7 protein-coding genes and 1 pseudogene are annotated in these 15,668 nt (G+C 57.6%); 7 read left to right on the top strand and 1 reads right to left on the bottom strand.

Going from position 1 to position 15,668, the window contains the following annotated elements; translation table 11 throughout:
• Window positions 1-460 precede the first annotated feature (460 nt).
• The 4 genes and pseudogenes from QZ511_RS00175 to QZ511_RS00160 all read left to right on the top strand — a co-directional run bounded on the left by QZ511_RS00175 (window position 461) and on the right by QZ511_RS00160 (window position 4,670).
• Window positions 461-1,432 (top strand): sugar kinase, encoded by a 972-nt coding sequence (locus QZ511_RS00175; protein ID WP_295797180.1) that lies wholly within the window; start codon window positions 461-463, stop codon window positions 1,430-1,432.
• Between the two features lie 256 nt (window positions 1,433-1,688).
• Window positions 1,689-2,675, top strand: a complete 987-nt coding sequence (locus QZ511_RS00170; RefSeq protein WP_295797177.1) for a TRAP transporter substrate-binding protein — start codon at window positions 1,689-1,691, stop codon at window positions 2,673-2,675.
• Window positions 2,676-2,771: 96 nt separating this feature from the next.
• Window positions 2,772-3,212: pseudogene (locus QZ511_RS00165) on the top strand (TRAP transporter small permease); the annotation flags it as partial.
• A 156-nt stretch (window positions 3,213-3,368) separates the two neighbouring features.
• The gene (locus QZ511_RS00160; protein WP_295797174.1) at window positions 3,369-4,670 is read left to right on the top strand and encodes a TRAP transporter large permease; all 1,302 of its coding nucleotides are present in this window, start codon (window positions 3,369-3,371) and stop codon (window positions 4,668-4,670) included.
• A gap of 190 nt (window positions 4,671-4,860) precedes the next feature.
• Here QZ511_RS00160 and QZ511_RS00155 read toward each other — a convergent pair whose 3' ends face one another.
• Entirely contained in the window at window positions 4,861-5,220 is a 360-nt protein-coding gene (locus QZ511_RS00155) for a hypothetical protein (RefSeq protein WP_295797171.1), read from the bottom strand.
• On the opposite strand from QZ511_RS00155, the gene QZ511_RS00150 reads away from it, so the two are divergent.
• The 3 genes from QZ511_RS00150 (at window position 5,208) to QZ511_RS00140 (ending at window position 15,619) form a co-directional block, all read left to right on the top strand.
• Window positions 5,208-8,933: a CBM35 domain-containing protein gene (locus QZ511_RS00150; protein ID WP_295797168.1), complete on the top strand. Its 3,726-nt coding sequence runs from the start codon at window positions 5,208-5,210 to the stop codon at window positions 8,931-8,933. The two genes, QZ511_RS00155 and QZ511_RS00150, sit on opposite strands and share 13 nt — an antisense overlap.
• 190 nt (window positions 8,934-9,123) lie before the next feature.
• The gene (gene pelA / locus QZ511_RS00145) at window positions 9,124-12,156 is read left to right on the top strand and encodes a pectate lyase (protein WP_295797165.1); all 3,033 of its coding nucleotides are present in this window, start codon (window positions 9,124-9,126) and stop codon (window positions 12,154-12,156) included.
• Between the two features lie 241 nt (window positions 12,157-12,397).
• Window positions 12,398-15,619 carry a pectinesterase family protein gene (locus tag QZ511_RS00140; protein ID WP_295797162.1) on the top strand — a complete coding sequence of 1,074 codons (3,222 nt, stop codon included), beginning with the start codon at window positions 12,398-12,400 and terminating at the stop codon, window positions 15,617-15,619.
• Window positions 15,620-15,668: the final 49 nt, after the last annotated feature.

Raw genomic sequence — 15,668 nt, 5'->3', positions numbered from 1 at the left:
GCTTCCAGGTTTCGTGTTTGCCATCTGGAGTCGGGGGCAAGCGCCGGCTCCGCTTATTGTTGTGTGCTATCGCCATCGCCACTAACTAGGACGTTACGAGCGTGGGTGTCGCGGGAAAGCCACGCAAAGAAAAAGCCCGGCTCTCCGTTCAGCAAAAACTGTAACGGGAGCGGGCGGCATGCGCTTAAAAGAAGGCGAGGGGCCCAAACCAGTCCCACTGCGCCGGGAGCGCCAGGCGATGGAGAAAACCGCTGTGCAGAAAAAATTCGGGTATCTGCACCGGTTGTTGCCATGTTGCCAAAAATTGGTTATACCAGTCAACTATTCTGGTAAGGCATTTGCGCAAATGTTAGCGTAAGCGCCTGGTGGGTGTGTCCCGGTACGTCCCCGTGGCTTTGATGCCCGCCAAATGGTAATAATGACTATTAGACCGCAACTTAATAACGATTGGGAGAGTCGAGTGAAGCTGGCAGCTTTGGGTGAGGTAATGGTGGAGCTGGCGCCGCAGGCCGCGGGCCAGTCAGGCCGGGCTGGAGGGCAGCAGGGCAAGCCGTTGTTGGCCCAGTCCTACGCCGGGGATACCTACAACACCGCGGTGTACGTGGCCCGTCACGGGGTCGATGTCAGCTATGTCACCCTGCTGGGGGATGACCCCTACAGTGAGGAAGTGCTCACTATTCTCGCCGGCGAGAGTATCGATACCGGCGCCATCGCGCGTCTGCCCGGGCGCTGCCCCGGCCTTTACATGATCCAGAATACCCCCGATGGCGAGCGCTACTTTACCTACTGGCGCGGCGAGGCCCCGGCGCGCGAGCTGTTTGCCGATACTGCCCGTCGCGAGGCGCTCAAGGCGCATCTGCGGCAGATGGATTGCCTGTACCTTTCCGGCATCACACTCGCGATCATGAGCCCGCAGGCCCGTGCCGAGCTGCTCGCCTTCCTGGAGGAATATCGTGCCGATGGTGGTCGTGTGGCCTTTGACAGCAACTATCGTCCGCGCCTGTGGGCATCGCCGGAAGCGGCGCGGGATGCGGTGGCGGAATTCCTGCGGCAGACCGATATGGCGCTGCTGACCTTCGAGGACGAGCAGGCACTGTGGGGCGACCGCCGTCCCGGTAGCTGTATCAAGCGCAATACCGGATTCGGGGTCTCCGAGCTGGTGATCAAGCGCGGTGCAGAGCCGGTATTGCTGCAGTTTGACGGTGAATTGACCGCCCTCGAGGTGCCGCCGGTTGCGAGCGTGGTGGATACCACGGGCGCCGGCGATTCGTTTAATGCGGGCTACCTGGGGGCGCGCTTGCAGGGCGCTACTCCGGAGCGGTCCATTGCTGCGGGCAACCGCTGTGCGGCGCGGGTGATCGGCCATCGCGGCGCCATTATCCCCCGTGCGGAATTCCTCGGGGCGGCAACGCCCGCGGCGGAGGCCTGCTGAGCGGGCGCGAATTGCGCACATTCATGGTTAAAAAGTGTGCGATTTGGCGTTATATTTCACATCCGCCTGGCCCGCGCCCGGGCCACAGCGGATATATCCCGGGCAGGTGCGTTGCACCTCCTGACTGCGCTCGCTACAATGGCCTGACCAGTTTGGTCTGCCGTTGCCCGAGGTGACGGATTGTTGCCGCAAGTTCGCGGTAACTACCAGAGAACCTGTAGCCGAAAAAAATAAACCGCAGGTAACGATGATGATAATGACACGGTCCCTCCGCCGTCTGCTGGCGACAGCGCTGGCTGGAACCACCCTGATACTCGCCAGTTGCGGCTTCAAAGAGTCACAGGTGGCCCTGAAGCTGGCCCATACCCTGGACCAGCAGCACTCCGTGCACCGTGCCATGGTATTTATGGACAAGCGCCTGCGGGAGCTGTCCGGTGATTCCATGCGTATCGATATCTATTCCGGCGGCCAGCTGGGCAGCGAGCGCGAACTGATCGAGCTGCTGCAGATTGGCAGCCTGGCCATGACCAAGGTTTCCGCCAGTCCCATGGAGGGCTTCGTGCCGGAAATGAAGGTCTTCAACCTTCCCTACGTATTCCGTGACTCCGAGCATTTCTGGAAAGTACTGCAGAGCGATATCGGCAAGGAGTTACTGGTGGCCTGTGAAGACGCGCGCTTGCGCGGCCTGGGTTACCTGGACGCCGGCAGCCGCAGTTTCTACATGAACGATATTGCGGTGCAGACTCCGAAGGACCTGAACGGCCAGAAGATCCGCGTACAGAATAGCCAGACCGCAATCAAAATGGTCAACACCCTCGGCGGCGCCGCCACGCCGGTAAGCTGGGGTGAGCTGTACACCGCGCTGCAACAGGGCGTGGTTAACGGCGCCGAGAACAACCCGCCCAGTTTCTATCTCTCCAAGCACTACGAAGTCTCCAAGTACTACACCCTGGACGAGCACACCTATGTGCCGGACCTGCTGCTGATCAGCACCGAGGTGTGGAGCAAGCTGGAGCCGCAGCAGCAGGAATGGCTGCAGCAGGCGGTCGAGGAGGCCGTGGCCTACCAGCGCAAGTTGTGGCAGGAATCCACCGAGGAATCCCTGGCTGCGGTCAAGGCTGCAGGTGTGGAGGTGATCTACCCGGACAAGCAGCCGTTTATCGATGCTGTAAAGCCCCTGCACGACAGCTATCAGGGCACCGAGGTGGGTGCGTTGTTGGAAGAAATCAAAGCGATCAACTAGAGCGCTCGCCCGGCGCGCGCAGTCCGCCAGGTGTTCGCTGCGCGCGTAAAACGAAAAATCCCACTGAATAAATATAAAAAGTGGAAGGCAAAGATGATGCAGAAAATTGAAAAGGTCCTGGGCGTATTTCTCGCCTCCCTGCTGGCACTGATGGTGCTGGATGTGACCTGGCAGATACTTACCCGTTTCCTGCCGATGCAGCCGAGTTCCTACACCGAAGAGCTGGCGCGCTACCTGCTGGTGTGGATCGGCCTGCTCGGCGGCGCTTACGCTTATCGCAAAAAATCCCACCTGGGTATCGACCTGCTCACCAATGCCCTGCACGGCGCCAAGCGCAAGGCCTTGCAGGTGTTTGTGGTGCTGGTGTGCTTCGCCTTTGCCGCGGCCGCGATGGTTTACGGTGGTGCCAAGCTGATGCTGCTTACCTTTGAGCTGGAGCAGTACTCCGCGGCGCTGAATATTCCCATGGGCTATGTCTACAGCGTACTGCCGCTGTCCGGCCTGCTGATCTGCCTGTTCTCGGTCGACCACCTGATCGAACTGGTGAGCAGCGATCAGGAGTTTCCTGCGGAATTCGACTCCGAGATGCATCCCTATACCGATGACATTGCCGAAGCTTCCGACTCTGTTGCGGGGCAGAAAGAAAATCAAAAACAGTCTGCAGCTGTAGAAGCCTAAGCGAGGAGAATCACCGTGGAAGTCGCAGTTATCGTATTGCTGGTCAGTTTTCTGGTTCTTCTGGCCCTGAACGTACCCATTTCCATCAGTATTGGTGCCGCCACCGTGCTCACCATGCTGTGCACCATCGATTTTGATCCGGCGATGATCACCATGGCTCAGCGCATGGCCAGTGGCATCGACAGTTTCGCGCTGCTCGCGATCCCGTTCTTTATTTTTTCCGGCATGTTGATGGGCAGTGGTGGTATCGCCCGGCGCATTATCGACTTTGCGCGGGTACTGGTGGGCATGCTGCCCGGCGGCCTGGCGTTTGTGAATATCATCAGCTGCACCCTGTTCGGTTCCATTTCCGGCTCTGCGGTAGCGGCCACCTCAGCCATCGGTGGTTTCATGATTCCGTCGATGACCAAAGAGGGCTACGACAAGAACTTCAATACCGCGGTTACCGTGGCCTCGTCCACTACCGGCCTGTTGATTCCGCCGAGCAACATCCTGATCGTGTTCTCCCTTGCCAGCGGCGGGGTTTCCATTGCCGCGCTGTTTATCGCCGGTTATCTGCCGGGTCTGTTGCTGGCCCTCGGGCTGATGATCGTGTGCGGAATCTGGGCGAAGGCGAAGGGCTATCCGGTAGGTGAAAAGCCCACCGTGAAGGAAGCGCTGCAGAAAACCGTGGATGCGGTGCCCAGCCTGTTCCTGATCTTTATTGTGATCGGCGGCATCATCAGCGGCTTCTTCACCGCAACCGAGGCCAGTGCCATTGCGGTGCTCTATTCCCTGCTGCTTTCCTGTGTGGTGTACAAGGAAGTGAAATGGGCTGAGCTGCCGGCACTGCTGACCAAGTCGGTGGAGACCACGGCCATTGTCATGTTCCTGATTGCGGCGTCTTCCGCGATGTCCTGGATCATGTCCTACCAGAATATCCCGCAGACCATCAGCCAGGCGCTGATCACCATCAGCGACAACCCGCTGCTGATTCTGCTCACCATTAACCTGATCCTGCTCGCGGTCGGTGCCTTTATGGACATGACGCCGGCGGTGCTGATCTTTACCCCGATTTTCCTGCCGGTTGTGACCGAGCTGGGGATGTCGCCGCTGCAGTTCGGTATCGTGATGATCCTGAACCTGTGTATCGGCCTGTGCACGCCGCCAGTGGGCAGTGTGCTGTTTGTGGGGGCCAGTATTTCCAAGACCTCAATTACGGCACTGATCCGTCCGCTGCTGCCCATGTACCTGATGATGTTCGTGGTACTGGCGCTGGTGACCCTGGTACCGGCCATCAGCGAGTTTTTGCCGCGCGCGCTGGGGTTGATTGAATAGCCGGTAGTGGCCTGACCGGAAGGCTGTATCGCCGCCGGCTACTGGCCGCGGCACTCGCGTTGGTGGCTGCAACGCACATTGAATTTCCTCGCATCATCATCAGGATGGACTTGCCGGGCTTATCAGCCCGGCTTTTTTTTGCCTGAAATATGGCGCCAATATCCATAGGCCGTTGTATTTGGCGCATCCCTCATTGTTGTCGACAGGGACTGCTGCACAGTTCTGGGTTATTGGACAAACACTTCAAAAAATAGGCTTTACATAAAATTTCCATCTGGCTAACCTTGATCTGAATTTTGGTATTGCCAATTAACTCTTGTGGTTGCAGAGTTGGTATAACAATAACGGCAATCCAATTACCCGGGCGGATCTCGCTGTACCTGCCGCCCACAGCGATGATGATTGGTCCAAATTCCCCTTCTGCTGTATCCCGGGGTAGTTGCTCTTCCCGGAAATAGGTCCGTGGCCGGTCGTCCTGATCAACTTCTAAAAATAAAAACGGAAGGTCACATGCAATTCGAGCTGAAGAGAACAGCGATGCTGAGTGCATTGCTGGGCAGCCTGATGTCCGCGGGAGCAGTCGCGGAAGACGGCTTTGCCACACAGAACGGAGGCACCACCGGCGGCGCCGGGGGTGAAGTGGTATACGCCACTACCGGTACCGAAATCCACGCCGCACTATGTAATCGCCCCTCCAGCGATACCCCCATCATCATTCACGTCGAAGGCACCATCAATCACGGCAATACCAGTAAGGTATCCGGTGACAGCTGTAATACCGCCGACGACAAAATCGAAATCAAAGAGGTCAGCAACGTTTCGATCATTGGTGTGGGCAGTGGGGCATTGTTCGACGAGCTGGGGATCCATTTGCGCAGCGCGTCCAACATCATTCTGCAGAACCTGCACGTGCGCAACGTGAAGAAGTCCGGTTCTCCCACCTCCAACGGTGGCGATGCCGTCGGTATGGAAAGCAACGTCTACAACGTGTGGGCGGACCACCTGACCCTGGAGGCGTCCGGTGGTGAAAGTGACGGTTATGATGCGCTGTTCGACATGAAGGCGGAGACCAAGTACGTCACGCTTTCCTACAGCATCCTGCGCAATTCCGGTCGCGGCGGCCTTGTGGGCTCCAGCGATAGCGACAGCAACAACGGCCCGGTCACTTTCCACCACAACCTGTACGAGAATATCGATTCCCGCACGCCGCTGTTGCGTCACGCCACCGCGCACGCCTACAACAACTATTACCGCGGGCTGAACAAATCCGGGATGAACCCCCGCATCGGCGGTGAAATGAAGGCGGAACACAACTACTTCGAGGATTCGAAGGATCCGCTCGGTACTTTCTATACCGACGACATGGGCTACTGGGAAGTGAACGGTAATATCTGGTCCAACATTACCTGGACCGCAGACGATACCGATAATCACCCGGCAGGACCCAACCCGGTATCGACCACTTCCATCAATATTCCCTACAGCTACAGCCTGGACGACGCAGCCTGTGTGCCGCAGATCGTACTGGCGGCCGCCGGTGCCAATACAGGGCTGCTGGTGAGCGATGGCGCCTGTGAAGTAGAGGGTGGCTCTTCCAGCTCCTCTTCCTCTGGCGGCAGCTCGTCTTCCAGCAGTTCTTCCTCTGGCAGCTCCGGGGGCACCTCCAGCAGCAGTTCATCTTCTTCCGGCGGCACCAGCAGCTCATCCAGCAGCTCCAGTTCCTCCGGCGGTACCGGATCTTCTGGTGGCTCTTCAGGTGGAGAGCTCGGCAGCAATCTCGCCCTGTCCGGTGATGCCGATGGTTCCAGTAAAGGTGGTGGCACCAGCTACGGCAATGCGGTAGACGGTGACCTCTCCAGCTACTGGCAGCCGGGTTCGACCAGCGGTGAGCGTATTTCGGCGAAAAACTTTGGTAGCAATTTCAATACCGTGATCATTCGCGAGATCGGCAACAGTGTTCAGAGCTGGCGCCTGGTAAACCACGACAACGGCGAGGAGCTCGCTGCGGGCAGTGGTATCGGTTCCGCGATGCAGGTATATCTCGGCGATGTGAGTATGGACAAGATCGACCTGATGATCGACGCCGCCAGCAGCGCACCGCAAATTGCCGAGTTTGAAATCTACAACGCGACCGGAGATACGTCTTCTTCGAGCTCTTCCAGCAGTTCCTCTTCCGGTGGTTCGTCGTCCAGTAGTTCGTCTTCCAGCAGTTCCAGTGGTGGTGGCAGTACGATTTCCACCCTGACCCTGGAGGAAAATGACAGCGGCTTCTGTGCGGTGGATGGCGCAATTGAAACCGAGCACGCGGGATACGCGGGCGCCGGCTATGCCAATACCGACAACGACAGCGGCATGGGCATTAACTGGTCGGTCGTGGTGCCCACTGCGGGTAACTACACCCTCCACTGGCGTTTTGCCAATGGCGGTGGCGATCGCCCGGCAGCGGTGCTGGTAAACGGCAGCAGTCAGGCCTCTGTGACCATGGTGGATACCGGAGCCTGGAGCAGCTACGCGGACAGTGGTTCCGTTACCGTGAGCCTGAACGCTGGCTACAACGAAATCCGTCTGGAAGCGACTGGCAGTTCCGGTCTCGCCAATATCGACAGCCTGTCAGTAACCGGTGCGTCCCCGGTGGCCGGTGATTGTGCCGGCGGTAGCGCTTCCGGAAGCAGTTCCTCCAGCAGTTCCTCTGGCGGCTCTTCTTCCGGTGGTACCAGCAGTTCCAGCAGCGGTTCGTCCTCCGGTGGTACCAGCTCTTCCAGCAGCTCGTCTTCTGGCGGCAGCAGTAGCTCCTCTTCTTCCAGCGGCGGTTCCTCCTCGGGTGGTGCCTTCCCGTCTCCGGAAGTGAGCAATGCCTGTTACATCCTGGCCACCGACCCGAACGTCAACTGGCGCGACTCCGCCGAGCTCGACACCGACCAGGAAATCGTAGAGTGCCTGTTCCAGACTCTGGGCCGCGCAGTGGGCTACGGTGAAAACGCCATGGGCGGTTACGATCCGAATGGCAACAGCCAGCTGACGGTCATCACCAAGAACGATCCCCAGGGTCGCAGTGTCGAGCAGCAGATTCTGGATGCGGTGACCGGTGATGATTTCAACTGGATTGTGTTCGACAAGTTCGATTTTGCCAGCGAAACCGAAGTGGCGATGTACCGCAATCACTGTGGTGATGCTTCCGTACAGGCCGCAATCAGTGGTTCCGAGGCACAGTGCATCGACTACCAGCAATGGTGTGCAGACAACGGCTATGCTGATCACGATGCGTGTATGGCGGAATTCTTTAACAACCGCCTGAACGACAAGAGCCTGCCGATTCGCAATACCAAGATCGGTTCCCACAAGACCCTGGACGGTCGCCAGGCCAACGCCTACTTCCGCTTCAACGGCTTCGCCATCGGTGCCGACAGTTCGGGCGCACCGACCCAGACCGCCGAGCATGTGATCCTCACCAACCTGGATTTCCGTGGTGCCGGTCACACCGAAGACCACGGTCTCGATCCGGATATGATCCGCAACACCGGTGCCTCCCACGAAATCTGGATTCACAAGAACACCTTCGACACCACTGGTGACTCGGCGTTTGATGTGAAAGTGGGTGCTTACAACATCACCATGAGCTTTAACAAACTGGTGAATGTGAAGCGTGCGGCGCTGCATGGTTCAAGCGACAGCCGCGAGATCAACGCACAGATTCGCACCACCATGCACCACAACGCGTTCATTACCACCGACGATCACTACGATTCGCTGGGCAATACCCTGCGCCGTATCCCGCTGATTCGTCGCGGTACCTCGCACATGTTCAACAACTTCTTCATGAACTATCGCAAGGACATTCTCAGTGTGCGCGTCGGTGCGAGCGTGCTGTGGGAAGACAACATGTTCCTGATCAACCGCGATTTCCAGGAGAAGGATGATCCGGTACAGGCGTTGTATGAGCGCGGAGACCAGCTGGCGCGGGACGTGGCCGACGGCAACTTCCGCACCGACGGTTCCATGCTCTGGTTCTCCGACGCCGCCTGTAACCAGGACCCATCGATCGAGTACGAAATTACCAATGCCTCCGGCTCTGTCGGCGACCTGTCCCAGGACTACACCCAGTATTCCCGCGACGTCATGGCCGCACAGAACCTGCCGGCATCCCAGGCGATGGCGGATTACATCATCGCCACCGCGGGCAAGGACGGAGAGATCCCGTTCAACTCGCCGCTGGGCTATGACCAGGGTTACGTGATCGGGCTTGGGGAAGTGATTTGCCAGTGATGGCTACTAGCTAAATATCGAGAGCCACGCTCAGACCCATCCGCCCTTTGGCGGATGGGTCTTCGTGTTCTTTGAGCAAAACTAAAATTTCGAAGAAAAAGAAAAAACGAGCACGGTTTGTCGGCAATCGAGAGTTTTGTGCTTGGCCGAAGTGCTTAAAAAAATAATGCTAATTGGTGGTGATAATCTCATGTCCGCGAAAAAATTATTTTTCGGTTTCGGCGTCGCCCTGTCTTTGCTGGCGCCCACCTGTCTGCAGGCGCAGACCGGGAGTAACCTTTCGCTCGGTGCGGGAGCAGATGGTTCGTCCAAGCAGAGTGGCAGTAGCTACGGCAATGTGATCGACGGAGATATGACTTCGTACTGGGCACCCGCAGGCGCAACCGGGCGGGTATCGGTAAAGTGGTCCAGTGCCACCATGGTTGCCAGTGCGGTCATCCGCGAGGCGTCGGGGTACGAGGGTAATATCGGCTCCTGGCAGCTGGTTAACCACCAGACCGGCGAGGTGTTGGCCGAAGGAAGTGGTGTGGGAACCATAAACTTTGATGCGGTCAGTCTCGGCAAACTCAACTTTGAAATCCTGAGTAGCAGTGGCACGCCGACCGTGGCTGAATTTGAAACTTACGCGAGCGGCACACCTGCAGCAACAGGCGCGGTCAATCTCGGCGTCAGCGTGAATGGTAGCGATGCGAACCTGAATTGGGATATCAGCAATATTGATGTCGCGTACCAGTCGATATATCGCGATACCGACTCAAACCCGGAAGGTCGTACCCGTATTGTGTCGAGTATTGGCGGCAACACCTATACCGACAGCGGCCTGCAAGATGGTACCTACTACTACTGGATCAAGGTCACCGACACCAGCGGCAATGTATTCAATTCCAATGGTGATGACGCGGTCATCGCCACCACCAGTACCATTCTGACCCTGGAAGAGGCCGACGGTTTCTGTTCGGTGGATGGTTCCGTCGACAGCAATCACACCGGTTTTTCAGGCAGCGGATTCCTGAATACAAATAACGAGGCCGGCGCGGCGGTGAGCTACAGTATTAACGCGGAGTATGCCCATAGTGCACTGCTGGATATCCGCTACGCTTCGACCAGTGATCGTCCTGCGAATATCGAGGTAAACGGCGCTGTAGTCGGTACGGCCTATTTGACCGCCACCGGCGCCTGGACAAGCTGGACTACGGAAAGCGCCACGCTTCCGTTGCAGGCGGGAGAAAACACTATCCGGCTGGTTGCACAAACCTCAGGAGGGCTGCCGAATATCGACTCGCTGACCGCCGCCGGAAGCAGCCTGACCACAGGCGCCTGCGGCGTGGTTAACGGTGACGCAGCCGACTGTAACGATATTACCGGGGTACCGGTTGTCACTGTCGCCAAAGACGGCAGTGGCCAGTACAACACGGTACAGTCGGCGATCAATAGCATTTCCTCCTCGAATACGCAGCCGACGCTGATTCGCATCAAGCCGGGGACCTACTATGAAAAACTACTGATCGACCGTCCCAACCTGACTCTGTGTGGAGAAAAGGGCCAAGCCGCGTCGACAGTCCTGACCTATGACGATACGGCGGATACCTCCGACGGCAATGGCGGCACACTCGGAACTTCCGGTAGTACAAGTATTTCCATAACCGCAGATGATATCTCGGTTGAAAACCTCACCATGGAAAACAGCCACGGCCCGGGAATCCAGGCGGTTGCACTGCGCGTTTCTGCAGACCGGGTGCAGTTCCGGAATACCCGCTTCCTCGGCAACCAGGACACCCTCTACGTACACAGTGGGTCGCAGTATTTTCGCGATTGCTATGTCGAAGGTACCGTCGATTATATTTTTGGTGGTGCCACCGCGGTATTCGACAATTGCACAATCCACAGCGCTGGCGGCGGTAGCTCAATTACCGCCCCCAGTACCGAGGAAACCCAGGCCTATGGAATCGTTTTTCTGGGCGGTGAGGTAACGGCATCGCCGTCGGTCAGCGCGGACAGCGTCGCTCTTGGCAGGAACTGGCGCCCTTACGGCGCAGCGACTTATCTTGGGGTAAAGCTTGGCGACCATGTATTGCCCGCAGGCTGGAAGGCGATGGGCAGTAACACGCTGGACACCGCGCGATTTGCCGAATACCAGAATAGTGGCCCTGGGGCGGACACTTCCCAGCGGGTGTCTCAGTCCAGCCAGCTTTCAGACGCTGAAGCCCAGAGCTATAGCGTGGCAAATATTTTCGATGGCTGGTTGCCCGGCTTCAATGGTGAGGCGGTATTTCTGCCTCAGGAAGGCAACCCGGTACACGATCGATTCAATCGCTACCTGACCGAATGGAGCCTGAATAGCGGCCAGGCCGATATCATCCTTTCCTACCAGTACGACAATGGTGGCTGGCCCAAAAATCAATCCTACAGCAGTGCGGGGAATGGCGGCAGCGGTTCGGCGACCATTGATAATGGCGCAACCACACTGGAAATGACGTACCTGGCGGAGATGTACAAGCGCACCGGCAATACTGTTTATCGGGATGCCGCCAGAAGGGCGATGGATTTTCTTTTAGAAATGCAGTATCCGTCCGGTGGCTGGCCGCAGTTCTATCCACTAAAGGGTGGCTATGCGGATCACGTTACATTTAACGATGATGCGATGTCGCGAGTGCTGACGGTGCTGTATCACGCGGAAAAGGGCTCGGGTCCCTTCGATGGTGATATTTTCGATGGCGCTGATCGTACGCAGTTCAGGTCGGCTATCGATCTGGGTGTGGACTATATCCTGAAATCTCAGTGGAAGCAGAACGGCGTGCTGACTGCCTGGTGCGCGCAACACGGCGCTACCGACTATCTGCCAAAAGCTGCGCGCGCATATGAACTGGAATCCCTCAGTGGCAGCGAGTCAGTGGAAATCATCGCGTTCCTGATGACGCAACCACAGACACCAGAAGTTGCCACGGCCGTGAAGGCCGCACTCGGCTGGTATCGCAGTCCCAATACCATTCTCGAAGATTACACATACGACAAGTCGACCACGGAAAAAATTGTCTATTCACCGGGGGATCGGATGTGGTACCGATTTTATAACCTGTATACCAATGACGGCTTCTTCAGTGACCGCGATGGTGGAACTTACTACGACATCATGGATATCTCTGAAGAGCGTCGCGAAGGTTACAGCTGGGGTGGAGGCTACGGAGAGAAAATAATTTCCTATGCCGAGAGCGTTGGTTACTGAAGACAATTCTGATCGGTATTAAGCATGAAGTAGATATGCCGATTGGAAAAAGTTTTTAGAAAGCGATATCCGGGTTGCATGAGCGAGTGTGCGTAGCCCGGTTTTATTAGCGCAAAAATCATTTGTCTTACCCTATGCCAATTGGGGACAACGGGCGCCATTGGGGTGAGATAGTGAGAGAGCTGGCAGCCTTCAGAGCTGCCGGATAACAACAAGCCGATAACTAAAACAGGAGTATTCCATGCGAGTACACGGCACCTATACGAGAGTGGCGATAGCCGCATTGCTCGGCAGCCTGCTGGCTGGCTGTAGTGATGATAGCTCGAAGAGAGAACTCACCCAGCTAAACCCAATGCCGGACGAGGAATTGGTAACCATTGATCCACCACCAGAACCTGAGCCGGAGCCGGAGCCGGAACCTGATCCGGAGCCCACGGTATTTACCTGCCCGGATTCCGGGTTCTATTTCTGCGATGACTTTGAAGATGGGGAATTCGCCAGCAGCTGGGATGCGGTGATCGACGGCTATGGACTCGCTGATCCAGGTGTTTTCGATATCCTCGATGAAGGCGATAAGGGCAAGTCCCTGCGCTTCACCGCCGGTACCCGCGGTGAAAACCTGCGTGAGGGGGAGCTGATCCTGGTGAAGGAAGCGGTCTTCGGCAGCGTGCCCGCAGACTATTTTGTGGAATACCGCATCCGGCCGCGCCAGAACGGCAATACCGGCAATAAATACCTGTACGGCATCGGCCGCTACCAGGGGCCGCTGCAATGGTATTTCGGCGGCCTCAATATGCAGAACAGCAGCGAGTCCACCCAGGTGGAAGCGGGCTATGCCGCCACCGAAGACGCCGGTGCGACCGGATCCGTGAGCCGCGAAGTGCAGGCGAAAAAGCCGATCCTGCTGGGCGAGCAAGGTGCCACCGATGGCAGCTGGTATACCGTCCGTTACGACATAGTGGGCAGCGATATCACCGTGTACCTGGATGGTGAAGAGCTGGGCACCTACTCCGATGCCGACAGCAAGTACACCACCGCCGGTCGTATCGGGTTTTTCACCTACAACCGCTCGTTTGAAGTGGACTATGTAAAAGTCGGCGATCCTGCGGTGAAGCCAGTACAGCTCACCATTGACTACGCTGAGCCCTCCTGGACTGCCACTGCCGGTGATCCGGCGCTGGAAATCAATGTCACCGCAATCCAGAGTGACGGTGTGACCGCGGATACCTTCGAGGTGGTTTCCAGCGATGACAGTGTGGTGTCTGCGGAAGTATCCGGTAACCTGGTGAAACTGTCACCGCTGGCGGAAGGCAGCGCGGAAGTTACTTTTATCAGCGGATCCGACAGCAGCCTGCAGCGCAGTATCAACGTGGAGGTGGCGAAGGCCTTTGCCATGCCCACCGCAACCTATGGCGATATCAGCAGCCTGGTTACTCCACTGCCCGGCGCTACCGGCGAATACGAAGACACCCGCCTTAGCATCACCTTCGATAACGCACCGACATTGAATGCAGAAGTTGGCTCTGTGCGTATCTTCCGCGCCGATGACAACACAGAAGTCGACGCCATCCGCGCAGCGGGTGAAACCGACACCCTCGGTTACAACGGCCAGGCGCAGACCCGCACCCTGAACGCAACACCGTTCAGCATCGACGGCAATACCCTCACCGTTTCCCCGCACACCGATGTGTTGCAGCCGGGAGTGGAATACTTCGTCGCGATCAGCTCCGATCTGGTACAGGGCGCGAAGCTGAATGGCAGCGATTTTGTGGGTCTTGGTAAGGACGCGGCATGGACCTTCACCACCCGCGCAGCACTGCCCAGTGGCGCAGACGTAACCGTGGATGACGATGGTGCCGGTGATTTCCGCACCGTGCAGGGCGCCCTCAACCATGTGATGGAGAATGTTGCAGCGGATGATCCCGCCACCATTACCATTAACGCCGGTGACTATCGTGAGATGCTGTACCTGAGCGGTAAAAACAATCTCACCATCAAGGGTGCCGGCGCCGATCAGACCCGAATTCACTACGAGAACTACGACGGCCTGAACGGTGGCAGTGAGGGACGCAGCCTGTTCCTGGTGAAGGGCGGTGACATGATCACCCTGACAGATCTCACCATCGAAAACACCCATCAGCGCACCGGTGCCGGTGATCAGGCGGAGACCATCTACTTCAACAGTGAAGGTCGTCTGATCGCACGCGATGCCAGCTTTATCTCCGAGCAGGATACCCTCTTGCTGAAGGGCTATAACTGGTTCTACAACACGCTAGTGGCCGGTAACGTGGACTTTATCTGGGGATACAGCACCGCTACCGTATTCGAGGAGTCCGAGATCCGTTCATTGGGCGACTCCAAGAGTAGCGAAGCGACCAGCGGTGGCGGCTACATCCTGCAGGCGCGCAACCCGACTGAATCCGTGCCGGGCTTTGTATTCCTGAACTCAAAATTGACCCACGGGGCTGGCCCCACCGGTGTCACCATCGAACCGGGGACTACCTACCTCGCGCGCAGTGGCGGCAGCAGCAGCTACTTCGACAATATTGCGTTCATCAACACAGCCATGGATACCCATGTGGCCGATATCGGCTGGCGTCCGGACCCGATCCCCAACCCGTCTACCGCGAGCGCGGATTCTGGCTGGCGCGAATACGGCAGCACCGATCTCGCAGGTAATCCGTTGGACCTCAGCAACCGCTGTAGCAACGATGGCACCTGTTACCAGTTGAGTGCGGAAGAAGTGGCAACCCGCTTCTGCTCGCGCGCGCAGATTTTTGCCGGCTGGAACAGCGGTGAAGGCTGGGATCCCTATCCGGAAGATACCAGTGATGACGATTGTGTCGTTGCCAGTGGCCCCAGTGAAACCTGGAGTGGCAACGGCCTGCTGGTGGGCGACAGCAGCCAGTCTTCCGCCACCGTGGCGAGCGGCAGCATCAGCGAGCAGACCGACAACAGCGTCACCTTCACCGCCAGCGATGGCAAATTCGAAACCATGGCGCAGTCGTTCTACCTGGTATCCCAGCAGGTAACCGGTGACTTCATCCTGACCGCCAAGCTGAAAAGTGTCGGTGAAAACTATGCGGCGAACCAGTTCCCGGTTGGCCTGATGATGTGTGAGTGCGATGCAACCGCAGGCACCACCTCACCACTGGCACATGTGGGCATGCACATGTCCGGCAGCGAGTGGGTGACCCAGTACGGCCACGTGCGCGAAGCCGCCGGAGGTTGGGGCAAAGCCAGCGGTGATGCCGTGGTTGCCGGTGACAGCCTGTACTTCAAGCTGGAGCGCCAGGGGCAGGCGTACTACGCATCTGTCTCAACCGATGGTGGTGTCAGTTACACCGAGCTGGGGGCCAACACGTTTACCGGCCTGCCTGACAGCATAAAAGTGGGACTGTTTGCTGCACCTTACAACGACAATCAGAACTTCACTTTCGAAGATATTCAATTGACTCAGTAAACAAAAAAGCCCCGCGGTCCTGCCGCGGGGCTTTTCACTTGTGAGAAAT

Origin of the sequence: uncultured Microbulbifer sp., assembly GCF_913055755.1 — a bacterium.
GTDB lineage: Bacteria > Pseudomonadota > Gammaproteobacteria > Pseudomonadales > Cellvibrionaceae > Microbulbifer.
This window is presented reverse-complemented; position numbering and strand designations above follow the sequence as displayed.